Raw genomic sequence first — 13,653 nt, 5'->3', positions numbered from 1 at the left:
CGGTTTCGCTTCGCTGCGGGCGGGGCCTGCGCGGGCTGGCTACTCGCCCGACCCGACGCCGGCGACGACCTCGTCGACGTGCGGGTCTAGCGCTTTCTCAATCTGGTCGGCGCACGCGCGGTAGACCGCGGCCGATCCGCCGATGGGATCGCTCAGGTCGGCCTCGGGGAGCAGCGGCCTGATGCGGGACGCGGCGTCCGGCCACGACGCCAGGATGGCCCGGCGGTGGCCGTGGGTCATGGTGACGATCATGTCGGCCGAGCGTACTAGCTGCTCGGTGAGCTGCTGCGACAGGTGCTTGTCGAGCGGGCAGCCCAGCTCGGCCATCAGCGCGGCCGCCTCGGGGCTGGCGGGCGAGCCGCCGCCGGCGTTCACGCCGGCCGAGCCGACCATCACGCCACGCTCCTCGAGTTCGTCGACGCCGCAGCCGAGCTTCTTGGCCAGCTTGCAGCGCATCAGCATCTCAGCCATCGGGCTGCGGCAGGTGTTGCCGGTGCAGACCATCAGCACCATGAATCGCGACAGCCGGTCGATGGTGGAAGCCCCCACAACGCCCTCCCTCAGTACTTTGTGCGACGAGCCGTCCACCCGCACGACCGAAGATGGCTGGCCGTAGTGGGCCGGGCCGTCGTCCATGACCAACGCCACGTGGTCGCCCAGCGCCTTGGCGGCGTCCCGCGCCGAGAGCGTGTCGGGCTCGCCGTGCAAGTTGGCGCTCGACAACGCCAGCGGCCCCGGGATCATCCGCAGCACGTCCTGCACAATCCTGTGCGCCGGGCACCGCAGGCCGACCGTGCCGTTGGGGCAGACGTGCTGGCGGGTTTCGTCCGGCAGCTGGTTGATCAGGCCGCCGTCGCTCGGCGTGTCAACCACCAGCGTCACCGGCCCGGGCCACGCCCGGCGGGCGAGCCGCCGCGCCAGCGGCGGGGCCGTGGGGGCGTAATCCTCCAGCTCCTGAGCGCTCTTGACCGCCAGGGCGAAGGGCGAGTTGCTGCCCCGCTGCTTCAGCTCCGCCAGTCGGCGCATGCCCGCCGCGCTGCACGCGCTGGCGGCGACTCCGTAGACGGTCTCGGTGGGCATGACCACCAGCTCCCCCTCCGCCAGCGCCTGGACGGCGCGGTGCACCACGTCCCGGATGTCATCCGCTCGGGCGACTTCGATGACAATCGGCGGCATAGTGCCCTGACGCGTTAACTTGAATCGGTTGGGAAGGTAAGGCGAGCCTCCTGCGAGGCGCTGTCGGCGGCGCGACCCGCGTGCCCCGAATCGACGAGCCGTGAACGACGTGATCCGCAGCCAACCGACGACTTACCGTTAGGCGCCCGGGCCCGCCCGGTGCTAGCCAAGACTTTATACCCCTCGAATAATGGCAGGGTCAAGCGGCTCGGTCCGGGGGCTCGGATCGCAAGTTGCTCGCTTGCAAAGGATTAGGGCAAGAGCTGCACTCGCGTGCGATCTCGCGTACCATGCGGCTTAGCGGGCCGCGCGGGGCGTCGCATACCTGGGTTGAGAGCCGCATGAACCGTCGAGAATTCTGCCGATCGATCGCCGCCGGGGCCGCGCTGGCCGCCTGCGGCGGGTGCGACCAGACCGGCGGCACGCTTGGCCGGCTGCAGAGTGTCTGGTCCCGCCGAGGTCTCGTCGACGGCCGTTTGTGGCGGCCCCGGGCGATGGACGTCGACGCCGACGGGCTCGTCTACATCGTCGACTTTACCGCCCGGATCCAGGTGTTCACCCCCGAGGGCGAGTTTGTCCGCGGCTGGCAGACCCCCGACTACAAGAACGGCAAGCCGACCGGCGTCACGATCGCGGACGACCGGCTGCTGGTGGCCGACACCCACTACTTCCGCGTGCTCTCCTACGCCCTGGACGGCACGCTCATGGAAGACGAGACCATCGGCGGCACGGAGGGCCACGGCCCGGGCGAGTTCGGCTTCGTGACCGACGCCGTGCGGGACGCCAGCGGCGCCATGTACGTTGCCGAGTACGGCGACTACGACCGCATCCAGAAATTCGCTCCGGACGGCGAGTTCATCCTGCAGTGGGGCTCGCACGGCGTCGAGCCCGGCCAGTTTGTCCGCCCGCAGAACCTGTTCGTCGACCCCCAGGACCGGATCTGGGTCTGCGACGCCTGCAACCACCGCATGCAGGTGTTCGACACCGAGGGCGAGCTGCTCTTCATGTGGGGCGAAGAGGGCGCCGCGCCCGGTCAGCTCTCGTACCCCTACGACATCGCCATGGACGAGTCCGGCAACGTGATCCTGATCGAGCACGGCGGCAACCGCCTGCAGGTCTTCACCGAGCAGGGCGAGCCGCTCGGATGGTGGGGCAGGGCCGGACGCGCCGAGGGCGAACTCGACCGCCCCTGGGCCCTCGCCCGCGATCACAAGGGGCTGGTGCACGTGCTCGACACCTACAACCACCGCGTGCAGACCATCACGATTTAGCGATGGTTGATCTATCGGAACCACCAAGGCACGAAGACACTAAGAGCTGGATGACAAGCCTTGTTCCGATACCCGCTGAAACCGAGTTGGTGGCCAAGCAAGTTGTTGACGCCGTGTTTCGAGTGCACTCAACGCTTGGTCCGGGGTTGCTCGAGTCGGTTTACGAGACATGCCTTTGCCACGAGCTTTCCAAGCGTTCGGTATCTTTTCGACAGCAGGCGATCCTCCCAATCGAGTACGATAGTGTCACAATAGATTCCGGGCTGAGGCTCGATTTGGAGGTCGAGGAGTGCTTGATCGTAGAGTTGAAAGCTGTCGAAGTGATTGCACCAATCCACTCCGCCCAGTTGCTGACGTACCTCAAACTTGCCGGCAAACGTCTGGGGCTCCTGGTCAACTTCAACTCTGTCCTAATCAAAGACGGCATCAAGCGAGTTGCCCTGTAGCCACCGTGCTTTGTGCCTTCGTGTCTTTGTGGTTCGAATAACTTAGATGGCCGACCTCAACCTCCCCTTCGACAACCCCTGGTGGCCCTACCTGCTGGGGTTGCTGGCGGTGCTCATCGTGGCGCTGGTGGCGATCGGCCGGCGCAGCCTGTCGGGGCTCGGGCGGTGGCGGTGGCTGCTGGCCATGACGCTGCGGTCGCTGGTGGTGGGGCTCATCATCCTGGCGATCGCCGACCTGCAGCACCGCGAGAAGAGCGACAAGCTGACCGTGCTGTACCTGCTGGACCAGTCGCTCAGCATCCCCGAAGACCAACGCGACGCGATGCGGCGGTTTGTCAACGAGTCGGTTGCCGAGCACCGCCGCGACGAGAAGGAAGACCGGGCGGGCGTGATCGTGTTCGGCCGCGACGCCGAGGTCGAGCTGCCCCCGGTCGACTTCGACTACGGCATCACCCGCATCGAGAGCACCCCGGACCGCAACTACTCCAACCTGGAGGGGGCGCTGCAGAAGGCGATGTCGCTCTTCCCGCCCGACGCTGCCAAGCGGATTGTCGTCGTCACGGACGGCAACGAGAACGTCGGCAACGCGCTCCGCCAGGCCCGCGCGATGGCCGGCGCGGGCATCAGCATCGACGTGCTGCCGGTGCCGCTCGAGGCCCGCAGCGAGGTGGCGGTCGACAAGGTGGTGCTGCCGGCCGATGTCCGCCGCGACCAGCCGTTCGAGATGCGCGTCGTGCTCGACAACCAGCCCCCGCCAGAGGACCCCAACAAGGTCGCCAAGGGCAAGCTGCGGCTCGTCCGCAAGACCGGCGAACGCGAGGAGACCCTCGTCGAGAAGCCGGTCGAGCTGAAGCCCGGCAAGAACGTGTTCGGCATCCAGGAGAAGATCGACCAGGCCGACTTCTACACCTACGAAGCCCGCTTCGAGCCCGATGAGACGCGCGCCGACGCCTCGGCCCAGAACAACACCGCCACCGCGTTCACCCACGTCCGCGGCCGCGGCCACGTGCTGGTGATCGAAGACTGGGAGCACCCGGGCGAGTTCGCGTTCCTGGTCGACCGGCTGCGTTCCGAAGGGCTGGAGGTCACCCTGCAGCCGAGCGACCAGCTGTTCACTTCGCTGGCCGAGCTGCAGCGGTACGACTCGGTCGTGCTGGCCAACGTGCCCCGCAGCAGCGGCTTCACCGCCGACGCCGGGGGCGGCGTCGACACCGACACCATCGCCGGCTTCAGCGACGCCCAACTGCAGATGCTGGTCTCGAACACCGAGGACCTGGGCTGCGGGCTGATCATGCTCGGCGGCGACCGCAGCCTGGGCGCCGGCGACTGGGAGGGCACCGAGGTCGAGAAGGCCCTGCCGGTCGACTTCCGCATCAAGGCCGCCAAGGTCGAGCCGATCGGCGCGCTGGCGATGATCATGCACGCCAGCGAGTTCGCCAAGGGCAACTACTGGCAGAAGGTCATCGCCCGCGAGGCGATCCGCACGCTCGGCCCCCGCGACTACTGCGGGCTGATCCAGTGGAACGGCACCGACCAGTGGCTCTGGAACCACCCCAACGGCATGCTGCCGGTCGGACCCAACCGGGCGAAGATGATGGCCCGGGTCGACCGCCTGGTGGTGGGCGACATGCCGCAGTTCGACCCGGGCATGAGACAGGTGATAGCCTCGCTCACCAATCTCGCCAACTCGAACACCCCACCCGCCATCAAGCACTGCATCATTATCTCTGACGGCGACCCGTCGCCCCCGGCGGCGTCGACGATCGCGGCGTTCAAGAAGCAGAACGTGCAGATCACCACCGTGGCGGTCGGCGCGCTGGGCGGGCACGGCGACCTGAAGATGATGCAGCGGATCGCGCTGCAGACCGGCGGCAAGTTCTACGTGGTCAAGAACGCCAACGCGCTGCCCAAAATCTACAAACGCGAGGCCCGCCGCATCGCCCGGCCCGTGACCAAGGAGTTCGACCCGCCGGTCTACCCCACGATCACCAATAATGTGCACGAGATCGTGCAGGGCATCGACAGCCTGCCGCCCATCAGCGGGTACGTGAAGAGCTCGCTGAAGCAGAACTCGCTGGTGGAACAGATCGCGGTCGTCCCCGAGGAGGTCGACGCCAAGTACGCCACGCTGCTGGCGGTGTGGACATACGGCCTGGGCAAATCGGCCGTGGTGAGCACCGACGCCGGCGCCCGCTGGGCCAACGACTGGACCGCCTGGGAGAACTACGGCCGCTTCTACAGCCAGCTGGTGCGTTGGTCGATGCGTCCCACCGGCGACACCGGCGCCTACTCGGTCGCCACCGAGGTGCGCGACGGCAAGACCCGCGTGGTGGTCGACGCGCTCGACAAGGACGACCAGTTCATCAACACCGGCTCGATGACCGCCACCGTGCTGGCGCCCGACATGACCGCCCGCACCGTGGTGATCGAGCAGGTGGCCCCCGGCCGCTACGTCGGCGAGTTCGACACCGACAGCTCCGGCAGCTACATGCTGGCCGTGAACCCGGGGCCGGGCCAGCCGATGATCCGCACCGGCGTGAACGTTGGCTACAGCGACGAGTTCCGCGACCGCGAGACCAACCGTCCGCTGCTCACCCAAATCGCCAGCCTCGAGCCCCGCGGCGGACAGCCGGGCAAGCTGATCGACGAGGAGGCGGGCGTCGAGCTGCCCGCCGCCGGCGACATCCCCGAGCAGCTTGTCGCCGTGGACCCCTACCGCCGCGACATGCCCCAGGCGGTCAGCAGCCAGGACCGCTGGCCCTTCCTGGTGCTGCTGGCCAGCTGCCTGTTCTTCGCCGATGTCTTTGTCCGCCGGGTTCAGTTCGACCTCAGCTGGATGAACCCGGCGATCGACTGGGTGAAGGTGAACGTGCTGGGCCGCGCGGAACAAGTCGCAGCCGCGCCGACGATGAGCCGTCTGCAGAGCAAGAAACGCGAGCTCCGCCAAGCGACCGAGAGCCGCGCGGCCGAGACACGCTTTGAGTACGATGAGGCGGCCCCGCAGGCCGACGTCCCCCTGGCCGATATCAAAACGCCGCCCAAGCCCGACCCCAAGCGGGCCCAGGCCGGCGGCGGCGTGAGCGAAGAGCAGCCGGCAGAAGAGAGCTACCTGTCGCGGCTCAAGAAAGCGAAAGAGGACGCGAAGCGGAAGAAGTGAGTGGTGGGCTGTTGGCTATTGGTTGCTGGCAAGTGAGTAGCACACCCCCAGCAACCCACGGCGGAGGCCGTGGGGGAGACATGCAACCCTTCGGCTCTTGCCGCAGGTTACCGAGCGATACCAAGTACAAAGCGTGGCCTGAAGGGTATGCCTACCCGCCAGCTGGGCTATACCAGCGCGACCCTTTGGACCTAGCGTATGAATACCTCCGACCCCAATCCGTACGAGTCGCCTCTAGCGAACCCAACAAGAGGTCTGCTTCCAGGTAACAATGATCGGCGTTCAGTCAGCCGGAGTCGGTACTCGTGGCTTCTGATTCCGGGCTTGATTATCGCTTTGTTGCTGTTCCTTGATTGGTTTCTGCCAGACGTTCAATGACAAGCATGTCCAAGTAAGCTGTCCCCCTGAATCCCAAACCCTACCCCCTCCCAATATGTCCATCGGCGAATCGATCGAACAACGCGCAGCGGAGTTCTCCGAGCGTTACAAGGCGGTCTTCAACGAGATCAGCAAGGTCATTGTTGGCCACAACGAGATTGTGCACGGCGTCTTGACCTGCCTGTTCTGCGGCGGGCACACGCTGCTCGAAGGCGTGCCGGGGCTCGGTAAGACGCTCCTGATCCGCACGCTATCGCAGACCTTGGACCTCGACTTCAGCCGCATCCAGTTCACGCCCGACCTGATGCCGGCGGATATCCTCGGCACCAACCTGATTGTCGAGGACCCGGACGGGCGGCGGCGGTTTGAGTTCCAGAAGGGCCCGATCTTCGCCCAGATCGTGCTTGCGGACGAGATCAACCGCGCCACGCCCAAGACGCAGTCCGCCATGCTCGAGACCATGCAGGAGAAACGCGTCACGGCCGGCGGGCAGACCTTCGAACTGGACCCGCCGTTCTTCGTGATGGCCACCCAGAACCCGATCGAGCAGGAGGGCACCTACCCGCTGCCCGAGGCGCAGCTCGACCGCTTCTTCTTCAAGCTGGTGGTCGGCTACTCCAGCCGCGAGGACCTCAACACGATCATCGACCGCACCACTAAGGGCTCGTTTGTCACGCCGGAGAAGGTGATGGACGGCGCCGAGATCGTGAAGCATCAGTCGCTGGTCCGCGAGGTGATCCTGGCGCCGCACGTGCAGGACTACATCGCCCGGCTGACGCTCGCCACCCACCCGGAAGGCCCGTTCGCCACGCCAGAGACCAACCAGTACCTCCGCTGGGGCGCCAGCCCCCGCGGCGCCCAGACGATGGCGCTCGCCAGCAAGCTCAGCGCGCTGCTCTCCGGCCGGTACAACGTGAGCTTCGAGGACATCCGCCGCGTGTTCGTGCCCGCGATGCGGCACCGCGTGATTCTCAACTTCGAGGCCGAGGCCGAAGGCGTCAGCCCCGACACAGTGCTCAAGGGCATCCTGAAGAACGTGCCCGAGAAGGCTGACGACGCGAAGGTGGCATGAGATTCGCTGTCGGCGAGTCTGCTAACAGCGGCGCCAAGGTTCCGCCGCCGCCAACGAATCACACCCTATGAACGAGGAACTTTTTATGTCTGGCCAAGGGTCCACCGGAAACGTGATTGCTGCGGTCTGCAGCTTCTTCATCCCCGGGCTTGGGCAGCTTGTGCAGGGGCGGTTCGTCGCCGCGGCGATCCAGTTCGTGCTGGCCGCGGTGCTGTGGTGGGTGCTGCTCGGCTGGATCGTGCACATCTGGTCGATTATCGACGCCGCCCGTTGGCGGGCGCCGCTTGGTTGAGGCCGGCCGCATCGGGCCCGTTCCCGCAGCCCGCCCGCCCTGCTAGATTGTGGGGCCTGACCAAGCAAATCCTCCCCACTCAGCGAAGCGGAAATCCCTATGGCCGGACTGTTCGAAGGCAAGCAGGGCCTGATCACGGGCGTGTTCAACAAGCAATCGATCGCCTGGGCCATCGCCGAGCGGGTGATGGACGAGGGCGGCGTGTGCGGCTTCACCCACATGCCCGACAAGCCGGACGACGCGCGGAAGAAGAACGAGGGCCGCCTCACCAAGCTGATCGGGGACAACCCGGCCGCCAAGTTCGTGATCCCGATGGACGTCACTCGTGACGAGGACATCGCCGCGGTCGCGGAGAAGACCAAGAGCGAGTTCGGCAAGATCGACTTCGTGTTGCACTCCATCGCGTTCGCCCCGCCCGAGGACCTCCGCGGCGAGACGGTCGCCACCAGCCGCGACGGCTTCAAGCTGGCCATGGAGATCAGCGCCTACAGCCTGCTCGCGCTCAGCAACGCGGTGCGGCCGCTCCTGAACCCGGACGCCAGCATCCTCACGCTCACCTACTACGGCGGCGAGAAGATGGTGCAGGGCTACAACGTGATGGGCGTGTGCAAGGCGGCGCTCGACAGCTGCGTGAAGTACCTCGCCTACGAGCTCGGCGCCGACAGCGTCCGCGTGAACGCGCTCTCCGCCGGGCCGCTGCAGACCATCTCCGGCCGCGGCGCCGGCGTCGACGACATGCTCAAGCTGTACGAGGGCATGGCCCCACTGAACCGCAACGTCACGCACGAGGAGGCCGGCAAGAGCGGCGCCTACCTGCTGTCGGACATGTCGAGCGGCGTCACCGGCGAGATCCTCCACCTCGACTGCGGCTACAACGTGATGGGCAGCCCGGGCCGGATGGTCGACAAGCACAAGGCCCAGGCCTAGCCGCCCGCCGGCGCTAGCTGTTGCCGAACTTCGCCAGGTACAGCTCCAGGTCGCACAGCGTTCGGGCCAGCAGGTCGCACTTGAGCGACTTGGCCGCGGCGTGCTCCACCGCGCACCCGCCGATCACCAGCGACACGTTCGCCAGCAGCTCCTCGGCGAGCACCTCGTTCACCTCGTTCACGAAGGTCGGCAGGTCCTCGACGTGCGTGGCGGTCAGGCAGACCAGCCGCGGACGGTGCAGCCGCACCGCGCTGTGGATCTGGTCGAGCGGCAACGAAGCCCCCGCCGCCGCGGCGTTCCAGCCCGCGTTCAGCAGCGTCAGCTCCAAGAGCCACAGCGGTGTCTGCGCAAAGTCCGGCGCGGGCGAGGCGCACAACGCCAGCGGCGCCGACGCCTCTGGCGGCGCTATCCACTGGCGGATTTCGTGCAGCACGGCCAGCACCGCCGTGCAGGCGCGGCGCTCGTGGTGCACGTCCAGTTCGCCGTCTGCCCAGTACCGGCCGATCTGCCGGAACACCGGCGACAGCAGCCGGTCGCCGATCTCCGCGATCGGCAGCCCGTTCTGGTACAGCCCGACCAGGATGTTGCGGGTGGCGGGCTCGTCGCCCTCGATCAGCCGGTTGAACAGGTCGGTCTGCAGCGCCTCGGGGTCGATGCAGCTGATCTTGCTCGCCAGGCCCAGCAGCTCCGGGTCCTTGAACTGCTGGCCGGTGGCCCGTGCGAATGAGACCACCGCGCCCAGCGGCAGCTTGCGGTGGCCGCCCAGCGTGCGAGTCGCTCGCAAGCGGCCGCTGTCGACCCAGCGCTTGATGGTCGACTCGCTCACCCCAAGCGCCGTGGCGACTTGTCGCGGCGTAAAAACCGATTCCATGGTTGCCCCAATAAACACCCACGGGGCGGGCGCCAAATGAGGTTGGTGTCCACCGGGTGGGGTGATTTCTTACGTCCCTGTGGAATACCGTCGCCCGCCCGCTGGGTATTCCTCCGGCCCTCGATGGAACCGGGCCGTATAGCTTGCCACATCGCCCAAAACAATCAATCGTCCGCCGGCGAGATGGCCCGAATTGGCTGGCATTGGCGCTGGATTCACTTAGAATTTCTGCCAGCACTCGTCCGTTCTGCTCTTCTCCATGGAGGGGGCGTCCGCCGTCTTTTCGAAGGAACCATGACCATGGCCACCATTACTGAAGTTACGCAAAGGCCCCAGGTTAAGCAGACCCAATGCTTTATCGGCGGCAAGTGGCTCCCCGCCGCTAGCGGCAAGACCTTCGCGACCATCCACCCCGCCACCGAGGAGGTGATCGCCGAGGTCGCCGAGGGCGACAAAGAAGACGTGGACCTGGCTGTCGACGCCGCCCGCGAGGCGTTCGACCACGGGCCGTGGGGCAAGATGGACGCGCGGCAGCGCGGCCGCCTGATGTTCCGCCTGGCCGACCTGCTCGAGGAGCACGCCGACGAGCTCGCCGCGCTCGAGACCCTCGACAACGGCAAGCCGATCCGCGACTCCTCCGCCGCCGACATCCCGCTGGTCATCGAGTGCATCCGCTACTACGCCGGCTGGGCCGACAAGATCCAGGGCGCCACGGTGCCCATCAAGGGCGACTACTTCTGTTACACCCGCCGCGAGCCCGTGGGCGTGGTCGGCCAGATCATCCCCTGGAACTTCCCCGCGCTGATGTGCGCGTGGAAGTGGGGCCCGGCGCTGGCCGCCGGCTGCACCATCGTGATGAAGCCCGCCGAGCAGACCCCGCTCACCTGCCTGCGGATGGCCAAGCTCGCGCAGGACGCCGGCATCCCCGACGGCGTGATCAACGTGGTGCCGGGCTACGGCCCGACCGCCGGCGCCGCCATCGTCCGCCACCCGGGCGTGGACAAGATCGCCTTCACGGGCGAGCTCGCCACGGCCAAAATCATCCAGCGTGACGCCACCGAGACCATGAAGCGGCTCACGTTCGAGCTCGGCGGCAAGAGCCCCAACATCATCTTCGCCGACGCCGACCTCCAGGCCGCGGTCGACGGCGCGCACTTCGGGCTGTACTTCAACCAGGGCCAGTGCTGCTGCGCCGGCAGCCGCGTGTACGTGCAGGACACCGTGTACGACGAGTTCTGCGAGCGCATGGTCGCCGCCAACGAGCAACGCCAGGTCGGCGACCCGTTCGACCCCGCCACCCAGCACGGGCCACAGGTCGACCAGGACCAGTTCGACAAGATCATGCGTTATGTCGACTACGGCAAGCAGGACGGCGCCAAGCTGCTCTCCGGCGGCGAGCGGTTCGGCGACCGCGGCTACTACGTGCAGCCCACCCTGTTCTCCGACGTCAGCGACGAGATGCGCATCGCCCGCGAGGAGATCTTCGGCCCCGTGATGAGCGTGCTCCGCTTCCGCGAGCCGGCCGAGGTGGCCCACCGCGCCAACGACAGCAACTTCGGCCTGGCCGCCGCGGTCTGGACCCGCGACATCGGCAAGGCCCACCGGCTGGCCGCCAGCGTGCGGGCGGGCACCGTGTGGGTGAACTGCTACAACGTGTTCGACGCGGCGGCGCCGTTCGGCGGCTTCAAGGAGTCCGGCCTGGGCCGCGAACTCGGCGAGGCCGGCCTGGACGCCTACACCGAGACCAAAACGGTCACCGTATCGATGGCCTAGCCACGTCCGGCCCGCCAATCCCCTCCCCCCCCCTGGGGGAGGGCCAGGGTGGGGGCGCCCCGAGGAGAGCCCCGCCAACCCACGCGTCCGCCACCGGGCGCAGCGCCCGAACGTCTACTCCTAAACGTTCTGCCCAAATCGTTCTGCCCAAATCGTTCTGCCCAAATCGTTTTGTCCAAATCGTTTTGTCCAAAAACACGAGCGGAGCGGACAAGACTCGGGGCACAGCTCCGCCCCAATTCCTCGTGTAAACCTTTTTACAGCAGCGACTTGCAGCGTAGCCGGCGTCGTGGGCCGGCTGGGGTTTTGTCCGTTTCTGACCACCACAGCGGACGCAACCCCGACCCGCGGGCGGTCCCCAACAGTTCGGGCGACGCCCCGCACAGAACCCACCTCCAACCGCCTCTGCAAATCGAGCAATCGCCACGCGAAGCCCAACGCAAGAATCCCCTCCCCCTCAGGGGGAGGGCTAGGGTGGGGGCGCCCCACGGACAGCAAACACCCACCGCCGCGCACCCAACTCCGCCCACCGACCAAGCCGCCGCCGCTCCCCCTATTGGACCGCGTTGGGTGGCCGGTTTCTACTGAGAAGTTGGGCGCCTAGTCGCATGCTCGCGCGTGAATAGGTGCGATCTTTCCATCACGTCACGCGTTGTCGGGCGCCAACGAGGATAGATCTCCCAAGCGCAGCGACCAACTCATAGGCATGCCCACGCTGCTACGGGTGGGCATGGCGCCCAGCGATCGCTCAGACCGGCCCGTTCCTCGGCGCGGTCTTGCATGGTAGGGTTTTTCTGGAAGCCCGTTGGATACCCGGATGCCACCGTGATGCGGTTATGACGCACTTGCTTATCCTTAGCCGCAAAGCTGAAGCAGGAAATGCTAGGGCCCAATGCAATCTGGGATGGCTCTATGATCAAGGGCAAGGTGTCCGGAAGTCGTATAAGAAGGCGTTCTATTGGTACTCTAAAGCCGCGACGGCCGGCAACCGGGTAGCCCAATACAACCTCAACCTTTGCTATTTGGAAGGAAGAGGTGTGGATGCCGACGAAGTCCAAGCATTCAAGTGGGTGCAACGCTCCGCAAACGCCTCCTATCCAGATGCGATTCTCGCGCTCGCTTGGCACTACCACAATGGTTGCGGCACCGAGGAAAACTTGAAGGAGGCTGAGCGGTGGTATCGTAAGTCTGCACGACGGCGAGAAGCTAGCGCACAGTTCAGCCTGGGGCAGATGTGCTATGACCGTGAGGACTACGCAGCGGCAAGGGATTGGTTCGAGAAGGCAGTCTTGCAGCGGCATCCAAAGGCGAAATACTACCTTGGGCGCATTTACCTCGAAGGGCGGGGCGTTCGGAGAGATGTTGCTAAGGCGGCCGTGTTAATCCGAGAGGCGTCAAGTCAGCACGTAGGTCGTGCTACACGCTTGTTGCGAAGCAAGAAGTTCAAAAGGTTGACGTCGTGAGCGACGAGGCCGTAGCACGCTATTGGAGCTGTCGATCTGAGTTCCTATCATCTGCGACTCACCTCACCGCGGCCGCTCGCCGTCGGCGGCGACCGGCGCCCCGAGGTGCACCTCGCGCAGTTCCGGTCGCAGCCAGGTGCGCGACCACCGCGTCAGCCGCGGCATGATGACCCACGCCAGCAGCAGCACGACCAGCATCGTCAGCACGGCGGTTTTGCCGGGCAGCGGCCAGCTTTCTAGCAGCGGGGCCACGGTCAGCGACACCAGCAGCACCGACGGGTAGACCGCCAGCCAGGTCAGCACCGCCATCTTCCACCGCGGCGGCACCGCCGCCCCCTCGCGGAAGAACGCCTCGAAGCCGTGCAACGGCCGCACCACCGCCCGGCCCTCGATTAGCGGGCCCGCCTCGCGCTGGTAGTCCTGGAAGAGTTGAGACTCGTAGAACCGCCGGCTCTCCTCGCGGTTGAGGAACGAGCGGTGCAGGTGGAACTCGCGCGAGTCGGATCCTTCCGGCGGCCGCATCAGGTGCACGCCCGTCACGCCGGGCAGGTCGAGCGACCGCTTGGCGAGGTCGACCAGCCGCGCGTCGAGCTCCGCCTGGCGTCCCTCCTTCGCGACCAGCGAGATCGCCCAGTGGACCGCTTCGCTCGGGAGGTTGGGGCTGTGGTGGGCGGTCGGCGGCTTCATGGCGTTGCGTGTTGGCGGGCGGCGGGTGGCGTCGCGCGAGGGACGCCCCGTCGGTTATACACGAGGCGCGTCCCGCTGCGGGAACGCCGCCGCCCGCGGCGGGGCGCACGCAAGCCGCCGGGAGCGTGGGGTATACTGAG

General features: G+C 66.6%; 11 protein-coding genes. 8 read left to right on the top strand and 3 right to left on the bottom strand.

The window, feature by feature from the left end; genetic code table 11:
- Nucleotides 1-39 precede the first annotated feature (39 nt).
- Nucleotides 40-1,176, bottom strand: coding sequence for an L-threonylcarbamoyladenylate synthase (locus tag KOR34_RS13720; protein WP_146565129.1), 1,137 nt, complete (start codon nucleotides 1,174-1,176; stop codon nucleotides 40-42).
- Nucleotides 1,177-1,517: 341 nt separating this feature from the next.
- On the opposite strand from KOR34_RS13720, the gene KOR34_RS13715 reads away from it, so the two are divergent.
- The 6 genes from KOR34_RS13715 to KOR34_RS13690 all read left to right on the top strand — a co-directional run bounded on the left by KOR34_RS13715 (nucleotide 1,518) and on the right by KOR34_RS13690 (nucleotide 8,719).
- On the top strand, nucleotides 1,518-2,447 hold the full coding sequence (locus KOR34_RS13715; RefSeq protein ID WP_146565128.1) for a hypothetical protein: 930 nt from the start codon (nucleotides 1,518-1,520) through the stop codon (nucleotides 2,445-2,447).
- Between the two features lie 2 nt (nucleotides 2,448-2,449).
- The gene (locus tag KOR34_RS13710; RefSeq protein WP_146565127.1) at nucleotides 2,450-2,893 is read left to right on the top strand and encodes a GxxExxY protein; all 444 of its coding nucleotides are present in this window, start codon (nucleotides 2,450-2,452) and stop codon (nucleotides 2,891-2,893) included.
- A 46-nt stretch (nucleotides 2,894-2,939) separates the two neighbouring features.
- Nucleotides 2,940-6,050 carry a VWA domain-containing protein gene (locus KOR34_RS13705; RefSeq protein WP_146565126.1) on the top strand — a complete coding sequence of 1,037 codons (3,111 nt, stop codon included), beginning with the start codon at nucleotides 2,940-2,942 and terminating at the stop codon, nucleotides 6,048-6,050.
- A gap of 433 nt (nucleotides 6,051-6,483) precedes the next feature.
- The gene (locus KOR34_RS13700) at nucleotides 6,484-7,500 is read left to right on the top strand and encodes an AAA family ATPase (RefSeq protein WP_146565125.1); all 1,017 of its coding nucleotides are present in this window, start codon (nucleotides 6,484-6,486) and stop codon (nucleotides 7,498-7,500) included.
- Nucleotides 7,501-7,567: 67 nt separating this feature from the next.
- Nucleotides 7,568-7,792 (top strand): hypothetical protein, encoded by a 225-nt coding sequence (locus tag KOR34_RS13695; protein ID WP_197531398.1) that lies wholly within the window; start codon nucleotides 7,568-7,570, stop codon nucleotides 7,790-7,792.
- A 99-nt stretch (nucleotides 7,793-7,891) separates the two neighbouring features.
- Complete coding sequence (locus tag KOR34_RS13690) at nucleotides 7,892-8,719, top strand: enoyl-ACP reductase FabI (RefSeq protein ID WP_146565124.1); 828 nt, start codon at nucleotides 7,892-7,894, stop codon at nucleotides 8,717-8,719.
- Between the two features lie 13 nt (nucleotides 8,720-8,732).
- Here KOR34_RS13690 and KOR34_RS13685 read toward each other — a convergent pair whose 3' ends face one another.
- Nucleotides 8,733-9,590 (bottom strand): excisionase family DNA-binding protein, encoded by an 858-nt coding sequence (locus KOR34_RS13685; RefSeq protein WP_146565123.1) that lies wholly within the window; start codon nucleotides 9,588-9,590, stop codon nucleotides 8,733-8,735.
- A 300-nt stretch (nucleotides 9,591-9,890) separates the two neighbouring features.
- On the opposite strand from KOR34_RS13685, the gene KOR34_RS13680 reads away from it, so the two are divergent.
- Together KOR34_RS13680 and KOR34_RS27500 are read left to right on the top strand one after the other, a co-directional pair.
- A complete protein-coding gene (locus tag KOR34_RS13680) occupies nucleotides 9,891-11,363 on the top strand; it encodes an aldehyde dehydrogenase family protein (protein ID WP_146565122.1) in 1,473 nt (490 codons plus the stop codon).
- Between the two features lie 836 nt (nucleotides 11,364-12,199).
- On the top strand, nucleotides 12,200-12,826 hold the full coding sequence (locus KOR34_RS27500; protein ID WP_146565121.1) for a tetratricopeptide repeat protein: 627 nt from the start codon (nucleotides 12,200-12,202) through the stop codon (nucleotides 12,824-12,826).
- A 63-nt stretch (nucleotides 12,827-12,889) separates the two neighbouring features.
- On the opposite strand, the gene KOR34_RS13670 is transcribed toward KOR34_RS27500, so the two are convergent.
- Nucleotides 12,890-13,513 (bottom strand): antibiotic biosynthesis monooxygenase, encoded by a 624-nt coding sequence (locus KOR34_RS13670; RefSeq protein WP_146565120.1) that lies wholly within the window; start codon nucleotides 13,511-13,513, stop codon nucleotides 12,890-12,892.
- Nucleotides 13,514-13,653 lie beyond the last annotated feature (140 nt).

It is taken from the genome of Posidoniimonas corsicana, assembly GCF_007859765.1.
GTDB lineage: Bacteria > Planctomycetota > Planctomycetia > Pirellulales > Lacipirellulaceae > Posidoniimonas > Posidoniimonas corsicana.
Note: the sequence above shows the minus strand (reverse complement) of the source record. Positions and strands in the feature narration are given on the sequence as shown.

What these genes read in the sequence shown, in the direction of transcription:
- KOR34_RS13720 (WP_146565129.1), bottom strand. Translation starts at nt 1,176, where the DNA reads ATGCCGCCGATTGTCATCGAAGTCGCCCGAGCGGATGACATCCGGGAC.
- KOR34_RS13715 (WP_146565128.1), top strand. Translation starts at nt 1,518, where the DNA reads ATGAACCGTCGAGAATTCTGCCGATCGATCGCCGCCGGGGCCGCGCTG.
- KOR34_RS13710 (WP_146565127.1), top strand. Translation starts at nt 2,450, where the DNA reads ATGGTTGATCTATCGGAACCACCAAGGCACGAAGACACTAAGAGCTGG.
- KOR34_RS13705 (WP_146565126.1), top strand. Translation starts at nt 2,940, where the DNA reads ATGGCCGACCTCAACCTCCCCTTCGACAACCCCTGGTGGCCCTACCTG.
- KOR34_RS13700 (WP_146565125.1), top strand. Translation starts at nt 6,484, where the DNA reads ATGTCCATCGGCGAATCGATCGAACAACGCGCAGCGGAGTTCTCCGAG.
- KOR34_RS13695 (WP_197531398.1), top strand. Translation starts at nt 7,568, where the DNA reads ATGAACGAGGAACTTTTTATGTCTGGCCAAGGGTCCACCGGAAACGTG.
- KOR34_RS13690 (WP_146565124.1), top strand. Translation starts at nt 7,892, where the DNA reads ATGGCCGGACTGTTCGAAGGCAAGCAGGGCCTGATCACGGGCGTGTTC.
- KOR34_RS13685 (WP_146565123.1), bottom strand. Translation starts at nt 9,590, where the DNA reads ATGGAATCGGTTTTTACGCCGCGACAAGTCGCCACGGCGCTTGGGGTG.
- KOR34_RS13680 (WP_146565122.1), top strand. Translation starts at nt 9,891, where the DNA reads ATGGCCACCATTACTGAAGTTACGCAAAGGCCCCAGGTTAAGCAGACC.
- KOR34_RS27500 (WP_146565121.1), top strand. Translation starts at nt 12,200, where the DNA reads ATGACGCACTTGCTTATCCTTAGCCGCAAAGCTGAAGCAGGAAATGCT.
- KOR34_RS13670 (WP_146565120.1), bottom strand. Translation starts at nt 13,513, where the DNA reads ATGAAGCCGCCGACCGCCCACCACAGCCCCAACCTCCCGAGCGAAGCG.